Below are 20,409 nucleotides of genomic sequence, written 5' to 3'. Positions count from 1 at the left end.
AGATCGTTGTTGGGAAGCTTGCGATCGCACTGGCATTTATACATAGTTATACTGCTAAGCTTGCTCAGTCCGCCTCGCATCCCCTGAATACCGTTAGATAGCAGCGCTGAGTTGTTGACGGATGGGAATCTGAATCACAAACTCGGTTCCCTCACCAGGAGTGGAGAAGCATTCCAATTTACCGCCATGCTTTTCTGTGACAATTTGATAGCTGATGGACATCCCCATCCCCGTTCCTTTCCCAACCGGCTTAGTTGTGAAGAAGGGATTGAATATCCGTTGCTGAATGTCTTTGGGAATACCAACGCCATTATCCGCGATCGCAATTTGCACCCATTGCGAATCAATGACTGAAGTGGAGATAGTGATTTGATCGGGATGGTCTTTTTTCTCCTGATACGTGCAATTGGCTTTGGTTTCTTCGAGTGCATCAATCGCGTTTACCACGATATTCATTAAGACTTGGTTGAGTTGTCCCGGATAACACTCCACAAGAGGCAACTTTCCATAGTCTCTAATCACTGCGATCGCTGGGCGGTCTGGTTTGGGTTTCAGGCGATGTTGCAAGATTAGCAGCGTACTTTCAATTCCTTCATGGATATCTACTTCCTTCATGTCCGCTTCATCCAATCGAGAGAACGTCCTTAACGATTTAACAATTTCTCGAATCCGTTCAGTCCCTAGTTTCATGGATGAGAGCAACTTCAACATATCTTCGTTGAGAAACTCTAAATCCATCTCATCAATTTTGGCTTCAATTGCAGGTGTGGGAAGGGGATATTCTTGCTGGTAAAGCTGCACTAACTCTAGAAGATTCTGAGCATATTCATCGACAAAAGTGACATTGCCATGAATAAAGTTGACCGGATTGTTAATTTCATGGGCTACTCCAGCCACCAATTGTCCCAAACTGGACATTTTTTCGGTCTGGATCACTTGTGCTTGAGTGCGCCGTAAATCAACCAGGGTTTGTGAGAGTTCTGCTGTCCTGACTTCGACTCGATTTTCCAATTCGGCGTTCGTCTGCGCCAGTTCGTTAAAGGAATCTTGTAACTGAGAAGCCATGTGATTGAAGGACTGTGCCACGGCATCTAGTTCTTTGATGTTGGTCGTTTCAACGGTTTGGTCTAACTGTCCAGTCGCGATCGCTTCGGATGCTTGGCTCAACTTTAAGATCGGACGAGTAATCCAGCGTGATGTATAGATTCCTAAAATCGTTGCCGCTGCCAATGCTCCCAGACACAGGAGGATAGTTGTGCGAGTGTTGGCATTAATTTGAGAAGTGAAATCCGATTCCGGCACGGTGACAACCACCAGCCAGTCTAAGCCAAAGCGATCGCGCCAGGGCGTGACTTGAATAAACTGACGCTGTCGGTTGAAAGTCACCTCAAGTTCTTGAGTATTTTGAAGGGTTGTGAAATTCTGGAATTGTTGTTTGAGTTTTTCTGCTACGGTGCGAATCAAGGGATCTGGGCTGTCTAGGGCACTGTGGCGTTTTGTCTCATCCTTGACTTTGTGTACAACGGGTTGAGTGCTGGAACTGCCAATCAGCAAGCCATCCCGTTCCATGATAAAGACTTGTCCGGAAGGGCTAACTTTCAAGTTCCTCAAGAATTCACTCACATTCGTGAGTAGCAAATCTACCATCAGAAGGCTGCGTAGCTTGCCCTTCTGGTCATAAATTGGGTATCTAGCAGGGACTGCAACATAGTAATTAAGACCAATGTCAGAAGTGCCGCTGTGGCTTTTTATTGCCTTACCTGCTTCAGTAATCTGTACCGTGTTCTCAAATGCGTATGTGTAGATACCAGCCCAGGCTGGCTTACCTGCTTTAATGATGTCTTTCACTCCTGGTGGTAAAAAAGGATCGGCCTGATAACTCTGCAAAAGGCTTTTCCGGTTGCCCCGTTGATCGGCGATGTAATCCGATGCCACACCGTTTCCAGGGAGATTTTCAAAAACCAGGAGATTCACGCCATTTACCCAACGCCCAGCGCCTGATTCGGCACCATTCGGTAGAGCATAGCCAATGTAGCTGATTGTTTCAAATGCTCTAGCTTGACTCCAGAAATACTGTTCGCTAGCTTTAGGGTCATTCAGATTCAATCGTCCAGAAGCGATCGCATCTGCATTGACTTGGTTTAATTGCTGTGGGAGCGCCAGATATGTATCCAAGTGTTCATCAACCTGTTGACTCGCTTTGTCAATCAGTTGATTGGCTAGGTCATTGACTGCTTTCTGTCCGTTTCTAAATGACAGATAGCCAACTAACCCTACCGCTGCAAATATTTGTAATACAAAGGGAACGATAAGAATCAGACGCAAGGGAAACTGGTGCGTAGACTTAGCAGGACGAGCTGTTTTGATATTCAAGGGGGTCGCTCAGCAGAAGGTTTCAAGGAAGTACACAAAAGTATGGAATCTTACCTTATAGTTCCCGAATCTACTTTAGAAACATCATTTGAGCTTAAGTTTCAGTAGAAAGGCTTAAACGAGAGCGATCGCAGCTTAAGCCTTTGGGAGAATTGCGTGGTTTCGTTGCAGTCTGCGATTAAACAGCCTCGCTTGCGATCGGTGTAGTTGGGCGATCGCGCTAACCTTCGATGAAATTAAAACTATTTAAACCCATTGCACTGGATCTAGTTGATAGTAGCGTTGCAGTTGATCATAAAGTGCTGGATGCTGCTTCAGCAATTGGCGGGGTTTTTCAAAAAAAGTCTCTGTTGCTACAGCAAAAAATTCAGCAGGATTCGTTGCACCATAACTATTCATTACGGTTTTTACGCCTCGTTGAATATCATTGCAGAGTTGTTGATATTCTTCTGTCATCACCTTTGCCCAAAGGTCATAGTCTGAATCTCGCTGCAAAATAGGAACACCCTCAGCTTTACCATCTTCTTGATCCAACTGATGGGCAAATTCATGAAGCACTACGTTATGTCCATCCCGCCAATTGTAGGTGTCTCGCTTCACCTGTTCCCAAGACAGTACCAATTGATCATTTGTCCACGATTCCCCCAATCTGGCTACACGTCTTTCTTCAACAATATAATTCCCGGTGTAAGCGGTTTCATTAACAAGATATGTGCTAGGGTAAACCAGAATCGAACGAAGTTTAGGAAAGTAGGTTTCTCGCTCGTTGAGTAGGAGTAAGCAGGCGAGAGCCGCAATAATCACCTTCATTTCTTCCGTTACCGCTAATCCTCCACAACCAATAAATTGTTTTTCTGCTAAAAACACTTGAATGTGTCCCTGAAGCCGTTTTCGTTCAGCGGGAGAAAGAAAAAGGTAAACAGGAAGATTATTCTCAACAATCGCATTCCATAGAGGTAAAAAAGGGCGCTGTTGCAGACGGTTCCGTCGCCGTTTAACTAGGGCGGGATTGACTAAAATCCCAGTGATAATCAGTCCAACGAGCAGAAAAATAATAATTATTTCAACCATTGACTTTTAAGCATTTTATGCTTCCTGATTCACAGATAAGCTTGTGGATGAAATACCTCTAAATTACATTATAGGATTACGCCTTTGTTTCCCGCCTGAAAAACAGAGCGATCGCTCTAATGGTTGAAATGAACCGTGAGAGCGATCGCTGATTCGGCTCCTTGCTCATTCAGCAGTTAGCAAATCTCGTCCAGATCGACCCACTTGTCATAAGATGAATCGTAACCAATGTAATGAATAAAGTATTGCTGGCCTTGGATCTTCTCAATCGTTGCAGAATACCAATCTTCTTCTTCATCATCCCAACCTTTTACCTTTTGACCCACAGTATATCCGTTGTCATCGGATGAGCCACTATTGGGAATACGAATGTCATCTTCGTCAATCCACTCATCATGGGATGAACCGTAACCGATGTAATGAACAAAGTATTGGTTATCTTTAATTTTCTGAAGCGTTGCTTGATACCAATCTTCTTCCTCACTATCCCAGACTTCTACTGTTTGACCTACTGCATACTGATAGGTATCTGATATTACAGTTGAGGAAACATCTTGATGGAGCTTTGGCTCCTCTTCCGTAACTTCCTCTTTTACTAAAGTATGGGCTTTTAAAATTAGATTGCGAGCCACACTTTGAAGTCCTGTATGCTCGTAGTAATTGGTGGTTTGATCCAAAAAAGCTGCCACAAAGTCTAAGTTATCATCAGCAATCTGGATAAAGTTACCCAAACTATTAGAAATAGATTGCGGCGTGACGCCTGTCTTAGATACTAAATTCTGCATCCAGCCTTGCACAGAATTGAAACCCTGAGTGAGAAAACCAAGTTTATCAGAGGGATTATTCCCTGGTAGAAAGTTCTGGACGGCTGAAAAAACCGGATTTTGAGCTAATACGCCAGTATCAGCACCACTAATCACTCCCTGAATCTTGTTGAGAAAGTCAGGACCCAATGGCAGAATTCCATCTATAGAAACTAAAGCCATCATCCGCGTTAGGGATGCATCTTTATAGTTGTTAGCGAGAGAATTAGCAAATTCTTGTGGATTCGGTTGGGGAATGCCATTCAGTTTACAGAAGGCGATAATTTCGATAGCGATTTTTAGAACAAGGTCAATACTTTGAGTTACATCTGCTTTGGGAGTGATGTTGCCCAAAAAAGAGAGAAAGCTTATTTTTTCACTAACTTTATTGGCTAAAGCCGCCGCTGCCATCGCTGTATCTGCTTTATCAATTGTTTGATAAAGTTTGATTGCGGTCTGATAGCCTTGTTGAGGATCGTGATATAAAGCAACAGCGCGATCGCGGATTTTTTGAATTATCTTGGCATCAGTTTCTCCAGTAATACTACGGATACTATTATCAAACCCTACTAAGTTATTCCACTGACTTGGCACTACATAATCAAGAGCCTTTAAAACTTTAACCGTAATATTATCAGTTGGTAGTTCATCAACCAACTGAATAATTGATTTTTCCATACGTTGCTTCCTTGAAAAATAAGGTTTTTCTTGAATTGTACTCGATAAAAATTTGAGCCTTGGATTTATTTATATTTCATAACTCTTTTGGATCGATTAACTTTTAGAGGCAAAACAAGCCTATAATTAATAGCTATGAAAGAATATTTATAAAATTATTGTTCAATATTATTGGAAATTGAAACAGATGTTTTGCTAGACCAAATGCAGTCTGCGTTTGATGAAAACAAGGGGGCATGGGAAGTGATTATTCCCATGCCCCCTTGATGCTGTGTACTTGATAGGTAAACTCTTTGCAAGCTACTTTTTCTTACAAAGCAATAGCAACGCCCCGTTAGGACTGTGGTTGTTGACGGCGTTGACGCCATTGCTGGCGTAATTGCTCAAGTTGTTGTTTTTGCTCAGCAGTCAACACTGCTTCCATCTGGCTCTTGCTACTCTGGCGAACCGCTTGGAGTCTTGTTTTCTGGTCTTCAGTCAGGTTTAGATTCGGTCTTTGCCGTTGCTCTTTAGCAAGGCGCATTTGTTCCTTTTGCTCTGCGGTGAAAATAGCATCCATTTGCTGCCGCGTAGACTCTTTAATTTGCTGCATTTGTGCTTTTTGAGCATCAGTCAAATTCAGCTGGTCGTACTTCATTCCTGCGCCACCGCCACGGCCAGGACCTGCAAAGGCAACGTTGGTGAAAGCGGGAATCATTGGGGAAGCGGCAAGCATCAACGCGATCGCTCCTGGCAAGAAGAACAAAGATTTCATCTTCATAAGTGTGAGAATTCCAGGTTGTTAGTGTGCAGCAACAACGCATTCGATTGTTGTATTACCTTAGACCTGGCAAGGTTAAGGATGGTTCAGTCTTGGTTAAAATTCATCGTGTTCTGCAAAGCCACATATCTCAGATGTATTGCCTACGGCCTTTACTACGCAATGAAATGGGCGGCTAAGAGATTCTCTGAATTGTTCACTCATGAAAAGCGATCGCGTAGCGTACCAAAGGCGATCGCATTTTGTATATACAGCCGAAACCAATGTGCGCGATCGCTATAACTGGGAGAGCAACTTGTCGTAGTCTGTATGTGTACCAATCCAAAACCACACAATACCATTCTCGTTTCTCACGCCGACAGCACGATAACTTTTACTAACACGAGCAGAATAGATAGGAAGGGTGGGATGGACTTGCTTGAAGCGAAGACTAGGATGCCAAGGATCTTGCTTGAACTGCCAATATGCGTCGCGTGCTTGTTGCTGAACCTGTTGAGGAATAGTGGCAAATGCTTTGCGAAACTGAGATGTTGTTCTAGATTTCACAGGGTTTCTGGATCTAACTCTTGGGTTTTGCCTGCCCGATCTTCAGCTAATGCCTCTGCTGCAAGTTTGGCAAGCATATCCTGAGACTGTGAAAACGCTCTATCCCAACAAGCTTCATCTTCAAGCTCTTCAAGGATAAATGCTGCGATTGCATCTTGTTCGGTTTCAGGAAGCTGCATGACTCTTGCGATCGCCTGTTCAAGTAGCTTGGTCATGGTTGTTGCATTGTTGCAGAAAATACTCTGTAATCATTGTACTGTTCTGTTCTAATCCAAGAGCCTGAAACTCACTTATAACCGAACTTGACGAGGCAATGTAATCTTGGTCGTTCCACAGATAACCTAGCGGTAACTTGACACGGTTGCAACTGTGATCGCACTTCTACATACAGCCAAAACCAACCTCCACGAGCGATCGCTTTCTTCATTCCTGCTTGCGATCGCGCTCTTATGGCAGGGTTAGACACACCCTAAATAGCTTCATTGCTCAACTCAGAACTTTCACCGTATGAGGTATTTAATAGCAGCAGTGAGTTCTACGTGACCCTAGCTGCTGCTAGAGTGGCTAGCCGGATTGGTATGGCGATCTTAAACTCTGTACCCTGACCTGGTGCTGAAATGCACTCAAGTTGACCGCCATGTTTCTCGGTAATAATTTGATAGCTAATCGGCAACCCCAAACCTGTACCTTTGCCAATAGGCTTGGTCGTAAAGAATGGATCGAACACCTTATGTTTGACTTCCTCCTTAACTCCCGTTCCGTTGTCACTAATTCGGATACAAACATGACGTTGATCTAACATTTCAGTGCGAATCCGGATTGTGGCACCGTTGTTTTTTTGGCTATTTTCCTCCGAAAGCGAACTATTCAGCATTGACTCCTCTAAGGCATCAATGGCATTAACAATTAAGTTCATAAACACTTGGTTCAGTTGAGCTGGATAACACTCAATTTCAGGCAAAACACTATACTCCTTTATTACCTGAATACCCGTATGCTCTGGATTTGGTTTCAAGCGATGTTGCAGAATCAGAAGAGTACTCTCAATGCCTGCATGGATATCTACGGTTTTCACGCTAGCTTCGTCGAGTCGAGAAAAATTGCGTAAGCCTTGGACAATCTCAAAAATTCTGCGCGTTCCTACTTTTATAGAAGATAAACTTTTCGGCAGATCGGATAGAAGAAATTCGAGATCGATTTCTTGTGCTTTCGCTTGCACTGCTGGCACAGGATTGGGATAGTGTTGCTGATAAACCTGAAGTAAACTCAGGATATCTTGCATATATTTATCAACGTGGACTACATTACCATCCACAAAATTAATCGGGTTGTGAATTTCGTGGGCAATTCCTGCCACAAGCTGACCCAGTGCAGACATTTTTTCATTTTGCACCAACAGCAATTGCGACTGTTGCAGTTGGGTTAGTGCAGTTGATAGCGCTGCTGTTCTCTCCAATACTCGATTCTCTAGTTCTTGGTTGAGGTGATAGAGCTTGAGGTGAATTTTCACACGCGCAAGCACTTCCTCCTGTTGAAAAGGTTTAGTAATGTAATCTACTGCCCCTAGTGTCAATCCTTTCACCTTATCTAAGGTGTCAGAAAGAGCGGTCATAAAGATTACCGGAATTTCTTGAGTAGCTGGCGAGGCTTTGAGACGACGACAAGTTTCAAAGCCATCGATTCCCGGCATCATCACATCTAGCAGGATCAGGTCTGGAGAGACAGATTGCAACCTCTCCAGCGCACTTTCGCCACTCTTAGCGACTAACACTCGATACCCTGCCTCTTTGAGCAACTCAAACAAGACCTTTGTATTGTTCGGATTGTCATCGACAATCATAATTAGACTGGTTTGATGAGCACTCATAGTTAGAATTACTCAGCTGGTTCAACGTGTTGCTTCACAAATTTAAATATGGCTTCATCATCCATTGCTTGCACAAACTGAAGCAACTGCTGGGCGAAGGGCTGATATTGAACGTTGAGTTGTGCGAGTCGGTGAGCTTCCTGCTCAACGCTGTCGATGTCGCCGATGCGAGCTGCTGCGTACAATGCTTTCAGTTCCTCAAAGGTCGGTGCAATCAGCGCAGACGAAGCAGAGGCTGGAGTGTTCCCCGATCGTTGTGCTTGCGTATGATTCATCTCGTAAATCCAAGTTAAACCCAGATATTGGCGGCATTGTTCAAGCAATTCATTGGATTGTACGGGTTTGGGGAGAAAATCGTTGCAGCCTGCTTGCTGACTTTGCTGGCGATCAAAGTTGAACACGCTAGCAGAAGAGGCAATAATCGCAGTGTTTTGGAATTCCGGGAGCGATCGCACCTTTTGGGTCATCTCCAGCCCACCCAGAACAGGCATCACCAAGTCAGTAATAATCAAGTCAGGCTGCCACTCCACCGCTTTTTCGTAGCCCTCTTGTCCGTTCACCGCTTCCATCAGTTCAAATCCCAATGGTTCCAGCAAGTTGACAATAACAGCACGATTTTCCCAACGGTCATCGACCATCAGGACTTTGCGTTTCTTGCCCTCATAGCCAACGATCAGATTCGCTGCATTACCATTGTTTGACTCTATCCACTCCTTGGATTCTGGCAGTTCTACATCAAACCAAAACTTGCTGCCTTTGCCAGGAAGACTTTCAACCTTGATTTCGCTGCCCATCATCTGGACGATTTGCAGGCTAATCGCCAGTCCCAAGCCAGTTCCTTCTGCCATCCGTTCTTTGTCCCCAACCTGTTCAAACGGCATGAATATCTTCTCGACCTGCTCTGAGGTCATGCCTACGCCAGTGTCTTCAATTTGGAAACGAATCTTGGTGAGGGGTGAGTTTGTCGCAACGGCGGATGGTTGCGCCTCTATAGCAGGAGACTGTGCAATAATGCCAACTTTAAAGGTCACGCCTCCTCGGTCAGTGAATTTAATCGCATTGCCTAGCAGGTTAATCAGCACTTGCCGCAGTCGTTTTTCATCAGCAAAAATGGCATTAGGCAGATGGTTGAGAGCTTCGTAGGTAAAGTGAATTTCCTTCTGTTCGGCTTTGATGCGGCACATTTCCACAATGCTATTTAGGAAGAAGTCAAGGTGGAAATTTTTGGAGAAAAATTCTAGCTTGCGGGCTTCTATTTTGGAGAGATCCAGAATATCGTTAATTAACGTCAGGAGATGGGAGCCGCACTGGTGAATGATGCCGACACCATCTTTTTGTTTGGGGTTTGTCGCTTTATCGCGCAGAAGAATTTGAGCATAGCCCAGAATGCCGTTTAACGGGGTGCGGAGTTCGTGGCTCATGTTTGCCAAAAATTCACTTTTGGCTTTGTTGGCGCTATCAGCAAGTTCTTTGGCTTGTTGCAGTTCAATTGTGCGCTCCTCAACTCGGTATTCCAAGTCTTTGTTGGTTTGTTCGAGTTGCGATTGGGTTTGTTGCAGAGCTTGCAGAATTTGTTCTAGCTGTTGAGTTTTTTGTTTTAATGCTTCTTCTGCCAGCTTGCGGGCTGTATTGTCTCTAGTAAAGCAGCGCGTGTGAATAAACTGACCCTTCTCATCTCGATAGACGCTGGAATCAATCAGGACGTGCTTGATCGATCCGTCCTTGCACACCATTTTGGCTTCGTAATTATGGAGGGTTTCGTTTGCAGTCAACCGACAGAGGATGTCGTTGATGATATCTTCATCAGCATGGAACTCGGCGATGTGTTGACCGATATAGTCTTCAGGAGAGTAGCCCAGAGATTGCAACTCAGATTTATTTGCCCACAAAATTGTGCCATCCGAGCCAACCCAATGCAGGCAGATTGCACCATTTTCAACAAAATCAGTCAGTTTTTCGTATTGATGGCGGAGTTGTTCTTCAGAAAGTGGTTGCATGGCTATATCATCCCTCAACTGCTTAGGAGCTAGTTCTAGGGTTCCCTAAAACTTGACTGAATTTATGATTATAAAATCTTCTATCGCTCCTTATCAGGTGTGTACCACTAATGGTAGAGCTACTTGATCATCTGCATGAAAGTGAGCGATCGCACTTCGCACTTACAGCTAGAACTAATCTGAGCGATCACCTGTTGAGTCATGAAGTGCGATCGCTTCTCACTTCCACACCACAGGATCGCCAGTGAAGTAAAATTGTCTTCCATCCGCCATCTGTAACCCCCTTCACCCCATGCTTTGCGACTACCTGGTACAAATCCTGACGGCTCGTGTCTATGATGTCGCCCAAGAAACGCCCCTAGAATACGCCCCAAATCTCTCCGCACGGCTGAATAATAAACTCCTGCTCAAACGGGAGGATATGCAATCAGTCTTTTCCTTCAAGTTGCGGGGTGCTTACAACAAGATGGCGCACCTGTCGCCGGATATGCTGGCGCAGGGTGTCATTGCTGCATCCGCAGGGAACCATGCCCAAGGAGTCGCCCTGGCTGCACGTCAGCTAGGAACGCGATCGCTTATCGTCATGCCAGTCACCACGCCTCAAGTCAAGGTGGATGCCGTTAAAGCGCGTGGGGGAGAAGTTGTATTGCATGGAGATACTTACGACGATGCTTATGCTTTTGCCCGTCAGATGGAAGCCGAAAAAGGCTTAACCTTTATTCACCCCTTTGACGATCCTCACGTTATTGCTGGACAGGGGACAATTGGAATGGAAATTCTGCGGCAGTGCCAGCAACCCATTCATGCTATTTTTGTGGCGATTGGGGGAGGCGGATTGATTTCTGGGATTGCGGCGTATGTAAAACGGTTGCGTCCCGATATTAAGATTATTGGCGTTGAACCCGTCGATGCTGATGCTATGTCTCAATCCCTGAAAGCAGGACATCGGGTGCGCTTGTCGAATGTGGGCTTATTTGCCGATGGGGTTGCCGTGCGGGAAGTGGGGGAAGAAACCTTCCGGCTGTGTCAAGAGTACGTCGATGAAATCATTTTGGTGGATACGGATGACACTTGTGCTGCAATTAAAGACGTATTTGAGGATACGCGATCGATTTTAGAACCCGCAGGTGCATTAGCGATCGCAGGTGCGAAAGCCTACGCCGAACGGGAGCAAATCGAAGGACAAACGCTAGTTGCTGTTGCCTGCGGTGCTAATATGAACTTCGATCGCCTCCGCTTTGTCGCAGAACGAGCCGAGTTTGGCGAACGCCGCGAAGCTATTTATGCCGTTACAATTCCCGAACAACCGGGCAGTCTCCGCAAGTTTTGCGAATGTCTTGGCAGACGCAATCTTACTGAGTTTAGCTATCGCATTGCTGATGAAAAAGAAGCCCAGATTTTTGTCGGCGTGCAAATTCAAAACCGTGCCGATGCTGCAAAGATGGCAGAAAGTTTTGAAGCTTGCGGGTTCAAAACCCTTGACTTAACCGATGACGAGCTGACCAAATTGCACTTACGTCACATGGTTGGCGGACGTTCTCCCCTCGCTTGCGATGAATTGCTTTATCGCTTCGAGTTTCCCGAACGTCCCGGCGCATTAATGAAGTTCGTCGGTTCTATGAGTCCCAACTGGAATATTAGTATGTTCCACTATCGCAACAATGGCGCAGACTACGGGCGAATTGTCGTAGGGATGCAAGTGCCTCCCCGCGAGATGGAAGAGTGGCAAGCATTCCTCGATACCCTCGGTTATCGCTATTGGGATGAAAGCAAGAATCCCGCCTACAAGCTGTTTTTGGGACAGGAAAATTGTATCCCGCTCTCGCCCTATCGCTAATACACCTAATACACAATAGGGCTTATGCACCAACCCGTTACGGTTGCATCTTTGTTTCCTTTTCGGCTTCTGCGTAAGTCCTGAATATCTCAAACCAAGTTTGAATTAACTCTAGAGTAGCCCAGGAGTTATTGAAGCTTAAATCCTTTAGCTGCTAATTGCTTGCGGAGACTTTGAATAATTACAGAATCAATGGTATTTTTGCTACTACTAGCACTAACCTGGCGCTGTTTTTCAACATATTCGCTACGTTTTTGATATAAGTCGCGGATCGTTTTTTGAATTGTCTCTCTTTCGGCCTTCTTCGCTGCTACATATTCTTGCTTTTTAGCTAAAGTCATCCCTTGCATAGCTTTCGGCAAAGCATTATTCGGTAATTTCTCTAGGCTAACGATTCCCTTATCGAGAGCATCAATCAAATCCCAAGAAGCATTGTTGTAATAGACAGAAGCTTTGGAGTTCCCACGCATAGCCAAATTCATGCCGGAGTTACTATCTTCAATCGTCTGACGCTGTTGTCCAACTTCTCCTTCTGCACCATAGGGAATATAAGTTTGATTGAGCTTATCATTCCAAGTAGCAATTTGCTCATCGTAAGGAGACTTAATAAATTCAGTTTTTTCGTCTTGATTAATATTGAAGTGGCTACCTTGTGCTAAATCAGCTCCTGAAGCCCAAAGTTGTCGCTCCCGATCTTCTGATAAACCACAGTAGATAGTATTCACTAAAGTATTTCCCTTAGCAGCGAGATCGACTGCTTCACGCCAAACTATCGGGCCTTGATCGAATGATTCATTACCCGCAATAAAAATAACCCGAAAATCTGCTTTATCTTTACTCCAGTTTAATTCTTTTACGGCTGAGCGGATTACCCAGCCAGCATATTCTTGACCGCCGTTGGTTTGGATACTAAATAGCTTTTCTGAAACTAAATCTAATTCTGGAGTAAATCCAGTTAAAAGTCTGACAAAACCTTCTTCTGAGGGTAAATTATCATTTCCATAATGGTATAAAGCAACTTCTAATTCTGGGACTTCGCCATCTTTGGTTACTTTATTTAAAGAGTTGACAATTTGCCAAAGTTGGGTACGAGTTTGGTCTATGAGTCCATCCATACTATTACTAGAATCTAAAAGGATGGCGATCTGAATCTTAGCTTTAGCAAATGCTTTGGTGGGAAAACATAGAATGCTTAAGGTTAGGGCTGTAGCGAATAAAATCTGAGTTATTTTCTGCATAGATTTTTTAATTGCTGGATAAAGGAGTATTTTCTGCTAATTTCAGCTAAATTTAGCTTATTGATATCTCCGTTGCCAAAAATGTAACAACAAGTACAGGCAAAATCCAGCGATCAAACCTTTCTGGAAAGTTAAAGCGCTGAGTAGCGATTAGGGACATCAACCACAAGCAACGTCAACCGTTATTGGACATCACGACCAAAGGCAAGAATGGCTGTTCGTTTTAAGATCCGAACAGCCATTCTGCTCCTGTGAGATGAGGGTTACAGACAAAGACGATTGCGAAACGGGTTGGGGTGCAAGGGACAAGCGTCAGTGTCTTGGCAAATTTACATTAAGCCTTTCCTAAAAAATGCTTCCTGACCCAGATGGGGATAACTCGCGCCTCGTCGAGCGCTTCGACGAACTCTTGGGCGATCGCGCGAGCCGAGGCAAGATTCTGACCGGAGATCAGCTCTCTGTCCTGCACAACAAAGCTTTGGTCGCTCGAACCATGCTCAACCCGACCGCCAGCGCTGGCTAGCGCATCGGCGACGTAGAACGGCACCTGACTGTCGAGGATCTCCCGTTCAATCGGATACTCTTCTTCGTTCGAGAAGCTGGTCATGCGGTAGCCAGCATATTGCCAATCCGCAGCAGCCGTCTTCGCCGCCTCTCGATCGCCATCTACGAGAGCCTTCCGGTAGGCGGTGGTGTCCGGCAAAGCGGCTAGCATTGCCACTGAGCCGTGGGACAAGAAGGCGCTTGGCTTCGACGTTTTATGGAAGTAGCGCAGTATCTGTCCGAGATCCGGATCTTGCATTAAGTCATTCATCGGTGCATAACCACCGGGAACGTAGACACCGATGTAGCGATCCAAGTCCTCTGACAAAACTGCTTTCAATGTCTTCGGATTCTGCATACTGGGGTAGGTGTCAACGAATGCGATCGCGTGTTGTAGCGCTTCTGGATCGTTGTCGAAGCGGGAGTCGTTGGCATGAGCAAGAATGACGGGTTTTTTGCCATCGGGTGTGGCAATGACCACCTCGTAGCCAGCTTCAATGAACTGCTGGACTGGCACGGTAAGGTCTTCTAGGGAGTACCCTGTGGGAACGACGCGATAATTTTTCAGTTGCAGTGTGTTCGTGCTAGAAGCCACCAGTAGCACGCGACCTAGGCTTTTTGCCGAGGAGGGTTGCTCCGGTAGGCTGGTGAGAGCTTTTGAGAACAGAGAGGTCATCATATTCTTTGTGGAGTTCATGGATATTTCCTTCATCAGTGGGTTTGTCGAGTGCTGCACAGGTTGAAATCTAGAACCCCTATCCTGCTTGCGCGGGAAGTTACACAGGGGTTAGCACAGTGCAATCGGGGTTGAGATGATGGGGTAATAACCTTGACACAGCAAAATTGAGTTTTCATGTTCTCAAGAACATCGCTTACCGTATGGGCTTAGTCGCTGATGTTCCAGAGATTCGGTTGCGATCTGCGATAATGTCGTTCATCCAGCCAAATCGTCAATTCTTGCCTGTCGTCAAAGCGGATAGTGCGATCGCTTGCCGGATCGCAAACTCGCCAGTATTTGTTGCCAGCGCGATCGCTTTTTTGCTGGATTCGCGGTTCGCCAGCGGGTGTGTACCAGTAATTGACAAAAGCCTGCCACATCCCCTTTAGATTTAAACCGACTAACTCACCTACCTGGGGAGAAAGTTGTTCAAGCTGGTTGTAATTCCGTTTTTGTTGGAAGGTTCGCATAACTGAGACCGATTAACTTCAATAATTTCATCTTAGATTGTTTGTTTAACGAACAAACTAACTTATGATAGTTTGTCATTACAACAAACAACAGGGCGGATAGTTTCTTATGAAGACAAATGCCAACCAGAAAAAACTCACGACTGACGCCAGCCTGCTCAAGCAAATCAACTTCGCTCGGATTCTCAGTTTGCTACGCTATCACCCGCGCCTCAGCCGCGCCGAGATTGCACGACGAACCGGCTTAACTCGTTCAACCGTCACCGTGATTACGGCAGAACTGATTGCAACTGGACTCCTGCGAGAAGGAAAGGAAACTGCATCAGGAACAGAAGGGGGGCGTCCTGGGGTGGAGTTAGAACTCGATCCAGAGGGAGCCTTTTTTATCGGAGTTGCCCTTGGGGATGAAAATATCCGCGTCATTGAACTCAACCTGGCAGCACAAGTTACTCGTCGAGTAGAAGCATCCATGACCGCAGACACCGATCCAGCAACCGTTACCCGGCAATTAGTCGGCTTGATTCAACAAGTCTGGCAGGCAAATCCAGAGTGCCAAGAGAAATATCGGGGAATTGGCATCACGGTTCCCGGTTCCTTAAATCGGGAAGGTATTATCCTTCGTGCCCCTAGATTGCATTGGCAGAATGTGGACTTGCGACCTTATTTGAATCCTCATCTGGATGTGCCGTTGTTTATCGAGAATGATGCGAATGCAGGTGCGCTTGTCGAGACGTATTTGAGTGGCTCGATGGCCAGCCAGAGCTTGCTCTACCTGTTTCTGGGTGTCGGGGTGGGGGCGGGAATGGTACTGAATAATCGTTTGTTACGGGGCGCGGGGGGCACTGCGAGCGAAGTTCGCGAACTGATGATTGACCCGCATAGTTCTCAGACATCCGTAGGGGGGCGTGCGGGGACGCTAGAAGCTTTATGCAGCAAGGTTGGGCTATTGAGTGCCTATCATCAACAAAGTGGAGAGTCGATCGACCTGAATACGCTGCTGTCTCGGTTGGAACAAGCGGATGCGATCGCGCAAGCGGTTGTGAAACAGTGGGGAACGTATCTGAGTTGGGGTGTACGGGGGTTAGTGGGTGTACTCAACCCGGAACGGATTGTCTTTGGAGGATCGCTGGCGGTGCTGGTGCCCTACGTACAAGAGCAATTGGATGAGATGTTGCAAAATTGTCTGCCCGATAGAAGCGGATATGGCTTTGACAGTGCAGCCCGATTCCGGTTAGAGATTTCCCAATTTGGAGAAGATTCGGCGGCGATTGGTGGTGCAGTACTGGTTTATGAATCATTATTTCAGATGCCGGATCTGCTGCTGCTGCACTAATTATTCTTGATGAAGCTGCTACCCAAGCCATTCTCGATCGCCTAAATGTGGCGAAACAGTCCTTATTTGCAAGCCTTGTTTAATCGTGGCTTGTGTCTTAGCAATTTGCGATCGCGCTTCCACCTCCTACCCCCTATACTGACGAGCAGAAAGATTGCAAGATTGGGTAAATACAAGGATAAGAAAAATTTTATGGAACCGAATGCAGAAGCGGATTCACTCAAGCGAGTGTTTGGATTGCCGACGCTGGTGATTTATGGGGTTGGTGATATTCTCGGTGCCGGAATATATGCAGTGGTTGGAAAAATTGCCGGACTTTCCGGTTCTTTGGTTTGGGTTTCTTTCCTGGTATCCATGACTGTTGCCGCACTCACTGCATTAAGTTATGCAGAACTTGGTAATCGAGTTCCTCAAAGCGGAGGAGTCGCTAGTTTCATCCACAGAGCATTTCGCCGGGATTGGCTCTCAATCTTGGTAGGCTGGTTGATGTTTTGTACCTGTCTGGTTTCAATGGCGACGCTATCAAAAGCGTTTGCAGGCTATCTCAATGCTTTTGCTCCAGCAATTCCAGATTGGTTGATTATCCTGGCGCTATTTGCGGGTCTTGCATTTGTCAATTTTAGGGGAATGCAGGAGTCCTCAGCCTTAAATATTTTTTGCACGTCTCTTGAGGTTTCAGGTCTTCTGATTGTTATCTTTGTCGCCACCGTTTTCCTCATCGGGAACCCAGCAGGCGCAGCGAATCCGGTTCCCATTCCCGTCCCCAACGCACCACCGATTGGTTGGATAGCCGTGGTTCAGGGAGCAGCACTCGCCTTCTACGCCTTCATTGGGTTTGAGGATATTGTCAATGTTTCCGAGGAAGTGAAAGATCCCCAGCGCAATGTTCCGAGAGCGATTCTGCTTTCCCTGGGGATTGCTGGTATCATTTATGTTCTCGTTTCCTGGCTTGCCGTTCAGGTAATCAGTTCGGCGGAACTTGCCGCCTCGAAAGCTCCTCTTCTCGAAGTCGTTCAGCGATCGCAGCCAAATTTCCCAGCAATCGTCTTTTCACTGATTGCGTTGTTCGCTGTTCTCAATACTGCTTTGCTGAATTTTGTCACAGCATCGCGCCTGCTTTACGGAATGTCCCGCGAAGGGCTGCTTCCATCTTGGTTAGGAAAATTACATCCACGCCGCGCAACTCCTTACCGAACGCTGCTGGTCATTCTGCCGCTCGTGATTTTTCTGGCGCTTTCAGGTACACTTAAATTCCTAGCTGGAACAACCGCAACCTTGATTCTGGCAATGTTCTCTCTTGTCAACCTCTCATTGCTGGTCATTAAACGGCAAGAACCCCGAATCTCCGGTTTTCAAGTTCCTTTTGCGATTCCAGCTTTAGCGCTAATCTCCAACTTAGTTCTGATTGCCTTTGCCTCTCGTGAAAGTCGCATTTTGGCGTTAGTGTTTACAGGTTTAGGCATTCTCATCATTTTAATTCGCAATGCTGTTAGCAGGCGATTACCCAGCGCTTAACTTTATCTGCGATATAGCTTGATCGCATTCAGTTGAAGGATAGAATGCGATCGCGAAATTAGATTTCAAACTGTATCTAGCGATCGCACTTCACTCTCCAAGCATTGGTCGTACCTGCAATCTCTAGAAGTTCCAGTTAGAACCTCTTACGATCCGCCTTTATTGGATTACGACCTTTAGCTTATGTCGGATACATAGCGATCTAATAGCAAAATGCAACGGCGGCAGACAACCTCGAACTCAGCATCAATAGATATCGACTGCCCGCTGCATTTGAATTGTTAGCCTGAACCTCATGAGGAAATATATTTGACTACAAACTTGACCAAGGAAGATACTATTAAGCTAAACAATACCCAAAAGGAACGACCTAGAATTTGATTCGTCAACTTCTTATTTGTTATTTCAAATTCTTCAGCCGCTTTTCTGTCGCCTCTTGTTATAGAAAATGTAGGATGTTTTTCAAATTTGTCAATTCGTTTATCTATAAATCTTTCAAACTTAACACCTAAAAAACTGCCAGTTGTGGATATGAATAACAGCAGAATTAGCAACGCCCCCAAGCTTTTGAGAGAAACTTGCTCTTGTATTCTAAGCAAAGGTATGCAGTAATCATAATATTGATAAAAGATTAGTAGTAAAACAATGGGCGAGGCATATCGAATTATTTCACTTAACAACTTACCTTGATTGCTGAGAAAGCTGTTGATGAAATTGCTTTTTGGTAAATCGCGCAATCCTTCATACCAGTTAACTACAATATTCATCAACTCAGCAGCAAGAATGTCATTTACAAAATCGACTTTGCATATACTTTGTGTTCGTGCCTCCATTAGCTCTGTAATATCGTCACTTGTGAGAATTAGTTGAAAAATATCCTTGGGTGGAATCTCGCTTCCAATTCTTACCTTCAAAGAATGTCTTTGGGGTAATTTATACTGAGGTAATTTAATTGCAACATCCCACTTAATAGTAACTGTGCGGACTTTTTCGTTGACTGTATCCCAATTTTCTCTTTCAAATTCAGCCCAAGTAGAATAGTCCTTTATTTTTCTGTTTGATAGTATAAAGTTGATCGAGGCAATTTCTGCAATTAAATCATGATTGCGAAGTTTATCTGATATCCGTTCGTTAATGCTTATAATATCCGCTAACTCTAAATTTTTATTACCACGCAACAAGCGAATTTCGGTATCTGGCTTTGCATTAAGTTGATAGAAGAGTGACTTAAATTCATCAAGAGGTACAAGTTGCCCAGATTGCTGCGAAATGATACTGGAGCCTTCAGGAGTTTGAAAGTCACTCATGTCAGTAAGAACACAAAAAACGAGTTTAAATTATAACACCTTTATCTTTAAGACAAAGTATTGGAACGAGTCCAATCGCCCCCCGCTGTAAGTTGGGTTGAGTCTGTCAAGTCTTTGCTTGTGAATCAGTAGGTAATGTGAAACCAAACACGACTCGATTGGGCGATCGCATTCAGTTGAAAGATAGAATGCGATCGCCCAACGTTTCGATGCAGCGCGGTTGTTAGGCAGTGCTATTAATATGCGCGACCATCTTTGTGCGTTAAAGCCCATTCGCCATTCGGCAATTGTGTTGCTTTGAGATCGTCATTTGGGAATACAACCTCATCTCCCTCAGTGCGATCGCCAACCTCAAGATAGGTTACGTTTTCTTCAGATCGATTAATCAGTTGATGGGCGATACCTGTGCCTGCCTGAAATCCATAGCAGTCACCGGGATGCAAAACGAATTCCTCTTCGCCGAGTACCAGCGTTGGGTTGCCTTCCAATACCAGGATAAATTCTTCTTGCTTTGAGTGGCTGTGAGCAAGAGCAGAAATTGCACCGGGTGAGAGATGGGTTAAATTAACTCCAAAATGAGTCAACCCAAAATAGTCACCCAGTTTTCGCTTTTGTCGTCCCTTCACAAGGGAAGCATAAGGTTCTGGATATATCGTCTTACCGCTCGGTGCTGAAATCGATTCAGATGAAATTGGCGATTGCTTCATAACTCACCTTTCCTTGTTATATTAATGGCGTAACAAACCAAAGCTTTCTTTACTTTTCCAGTATCGTCAAACCATAGCACTTCAGTCACCATACTCTGATGCCCTCGGTAATAAAGCGTGATGCTATCTACACAATGCTCATTTATCCACCCGTTATTTCCCTCAGCTTGCTATTAGATACCCCACGTATTATCCCAGCTATCGCACTCTTGAATCAGTTGATGTACCGCAGCATCTGCGGTTGAAAATGTACCGCAATTAGTTCTTTTTGTTCCAGATGCCGCATGACCCACATCTTGATACAACGCAAACTGACCGTTCTCAGAGTGAATAGACAGCGCGATCGCAACGCCATTTGTATACTGTTTCCACAAGCTAACAAATGAAGCTCCTTGTGGTATCAGATTTATATCTTTGACATCAAAAATCCATTGCCGTTGTTGCAAGTCTGTCCGCGTATTTTCCTCTATCATTACATTCCATGCTCTTATCGTATTTGAGTTGTACTATTGCCTAAACAAACACTAATTGAGCCAAAACTGCACTAGACACCGATTCTAAACAAGGATTTACAAGAACGAAAAGGCGATCGCATTAAGTTGAAAGATACAATGCGATCGCGAAATCAACTAACCTTTGCAACATG

The 20,409-nt window shown here is 45.1% G+C and carries 19 protein-coding genes; 3 read left to right on the top strand and 16 right to left on the bottom strand.

All coding sequences use genetic code 11. The features are described 5' to 3' along the window. Positions 1-93: 93 nt before the first annotated feature. From NDI33_RS15370 to NDI33_RS15325, 10 genes are all read right to left on the bottom strand, one after another. Positions 94-2,367: an ATP-binding protein gene (locus NDI33_RS15370; protein WP_190673256.1), complete on the bottom strand. Its 2,274-nt coding sequence runs from the start codon at positions 2,365-2,367 to the stop codon at positions 94-96. Positions 2,368-2,619: 252 nt separating this feature from the next. Further along, positions 2,620-3,444 (bottom strand): M90 family metallopeptidase, encoded by an 825-nt coding sequence (locus NDI33_RS15365; RefSeq protein ID WP_190673132.1) that lies wholly within the window; start codon positions 3,442-3,444, stop codon positions 2,620-2,622. A gap of 176 nt (positions 3,445-3,620) precedes the next feature. Then, entirely contained in the window at positions 3,621-4,925 is a 1,305-nt protein-coding gene (locus NDI33_RS15360; RefSeq protein WP_190673129.1) for an agenet domain-containing protein, read from the bottom strand. 334 nt (positions 4,926-5,259) lie between these two features. Continuing rightward, positions 5,260-5,685: a Spy/CpxP family protein refolding chaperone gene (locus tag NDI33_RS15355; protein WP_190525952.1), complete on the bottom strand. Its 426-nt coding sequence runs from the start codon at positions 5,683-5,685 to the stop codon at positions 5,260-5,262. 276 nt (positions 5,686-5,961) lie between these two features. After that, the gene (locus NDI33_RS15350; protein ID WP_190525950.1) at positions 5,962-6,231 is read right to left on the bottom strand and encodes a hypothetical protein; all 270 of its coding nucleotides are present in this window, start codon (positions 6,229-6,231) and stop codon (positions 5,962-5,964) included. Then, a complete protein-coding gene (locus tag NDI33_RS15345; protein ID WP_190412440.1) occupies positions 6,228-6,446 on the bottom strand; it encodes a hypothetical protein in 219 nt (72 codons plus the stop codon). Before NDI33_RS15345 ends, NDI33_RS15350 begins: the two co-directional genes overlap by 4 nt. A 71-nt stretch (positions 6,447-6,517) precedes the next feature. Continuing rightward, positions 6,518-6,697, bottom strand: a complete 180-nt coding sequence (locus NDI33_RS15340; RefSeq protein WP_190525949.1) for a hypothetical protein — start codon at positions 6,695-6,697, stop codon at positions 6,518-6,520. A gap of 69 nt (positions 6,698-6,766) precedes the next feature. Further along, on the bottom strand, positions 6,767-8,098 hold the full coding sequence (locus NDI33_RS15335; protein WP_190525947.1) for a response regulator: 1,332 nt from the start codon (positions 8,096-8,098) through the stop codon (positions 6,767-6,769). An 8-nt stretch (positions 8,099-8,106) separates the two neighbouring features. Beyond that, positions 8,107-10,095, bottom strand: coding sequence for a PAS domain-containing hybrid sensor histidine kinase/response regulator (locus NDI33_RS15330; RefSeq protein WP_242033024.1), 1,989 nt, complete (start codon positions 10,093-10,095; stop codon positions 8,107-8,109). 119 nt (positions 10,096-10,214) lie between these two features. Further along, positions 10,215-10,361, bottom strand: coding sequence for a hypothetical protein (locus NDI33_RS15325; protein ID WP_190673123.1), 147 nt, complete (start codon positions 10,359-10,361; stop codon positions 10,215-10,217). Between the two features lie 26 nt (positions 10,362-10,387). Here NDI33_RS15325 and ilvA point away from each other — a divergent pair, with 26 nt between their 5' ends. Then, on the top strand, positions 10,388-11,932 hold the full coding sequence (ilvA, locus tag NDI33_RS15320; protein WP_190673120.1) for a threonine ammonia-lyase, biosynthetic: 1,545 nt from the start codon (positions 10,388-10,390) through the stop codon (positions 11,930-11,932). Positions 11,933-12,060: 128 nt separating this feature from the next. Here the strand turns inward: ilvA and NDI33_RS15315 are convergent, their stop codons facing one another. The 3 genes from NDI33_RS15315 to NDI33_RS15305 form a co-directional block, all read right to left on the bottom strand. Beyond that, positions 12,061-13,170: a vWA domain-containing protein gene (locus tag NDI33_RS15315; protein ID WP_190673117.1), complete on the bottom strand. Its 1,110-nt coding sequence runs from the start codon at positions 13,168-13,170 to the stop codon at positions 12,061-12,063. Positions 13,171-13,504: 334 nt separating this feature from the next. After that, the gene (locus NDI33_RS15310; protein WP_190673114.1) at positions 13,505-14,410 is read right to left on the bottom strand and encodes a type 1 glutamine amidotransferase domain-containing protein; all 906 of its coding nucleotides are present in this window, start codon (positions 14,408-14,410) and stop codon (positions 13,505-13,507) included. Between the two features lie 188 nt (positions 14,411-14,598). Then, entirely contained in the window at positions 14,599-14,901 is a 303-nt protein-coding gene (locus NDI33_RS15305) for a hypothetical protein (protein WP_190432949.1), read from the bottom strand. A gap of 109 nt (positions 14,902-15,010) precedes the next feature. Here NDI33_RS15305 and NDI33_RS15300 point away from each other — a divergent pair, with 109 nt between their 5' ends. Beyond that, complete coding sequence (locus NDI33_RS15300; RefSeq protein ID WP_190673111.1) at positions 15,011-16,234, top strand: ROK family transcriptional regulator; 1,224 nt, start codon at positions 15,011-15,013, stop codon at positions 16,232-16,234. A gap of 192 nt (positions 16,235-16,426) precedes the next feature. Next, positions 16,427-17,749, top strand: a complete 1,323-nt coding sequence (locus tag NDI33_RS15295) for an amino acid permease (RefSeq protein ID WP_190673107.1) — start codon at positions 16,427-16,429, stop codon at positions 17,747-17,749. Positions 17,750-18,042: 293 nt separating this feature from the next. On the opposite strand, the gene NDI33_RS15290 is transcribed toward NDI33_RS15295, so the two are convergent. The 3 genes from NDI33_RS15290 to NDI33_RS15280 all read right to left on the bottom strand — a co-directional run bounded on the left by NDI33_RS15290 (position 18,043) and on the right by NDI33_RS15280 (position 20,236). Then, on the bottom strand, positions 18,043-19,056 hold the full coding sequence (locus NDI33_RS15290; RefSeq protein ID WP_199302300.1) for a hypothetical protein: 1,014 nt from the start codon (positions 19,054-19,056) through the stop codon (positions 18,043-18,045). A gap of 236 nt (positions 19,057-19,292) precedes the next feature. Beyond that, on the bottom strand, positions 19,293-19,763 hold the full coding sequence (locus NDI33_RS15285; protein ID WP_190673104.1) for a cupin domain-containing protein: 471 nt from the start codon (positions 19,761-19,763) through the stop codon (positions 19,293-19,295). Positions 19,764-19,936: 173 nt separating this feature from the next. Continuing rightward, complete coding sequence (locus NDI33_RS15280; protein WP_190432959.1) at positions 19,937-20,236, bottom strand: hypothetical protein; 300 nt, start codon at positions 20,234-20,236, stop codon at positions 19,937-19,939. Positions 20,237-20,409: the final 173 nt, after the last annotated feature.

The sequence above is a fragment of the Trichocoleus sp. DQ-A1 genome (assembly GCF_039961955.1).
Taxonomy (GTDB): Bacteria; Cyanobacteriota; Cyanobacteriia; order Cyanobacteriales; family FACHB-T130; genus FACHB-T130.
The sequence above is the reverse complement of the archived record's forward strand: the minus strand, read 5'-3'. Positions and strand labels throughout refer to the sequence as shown.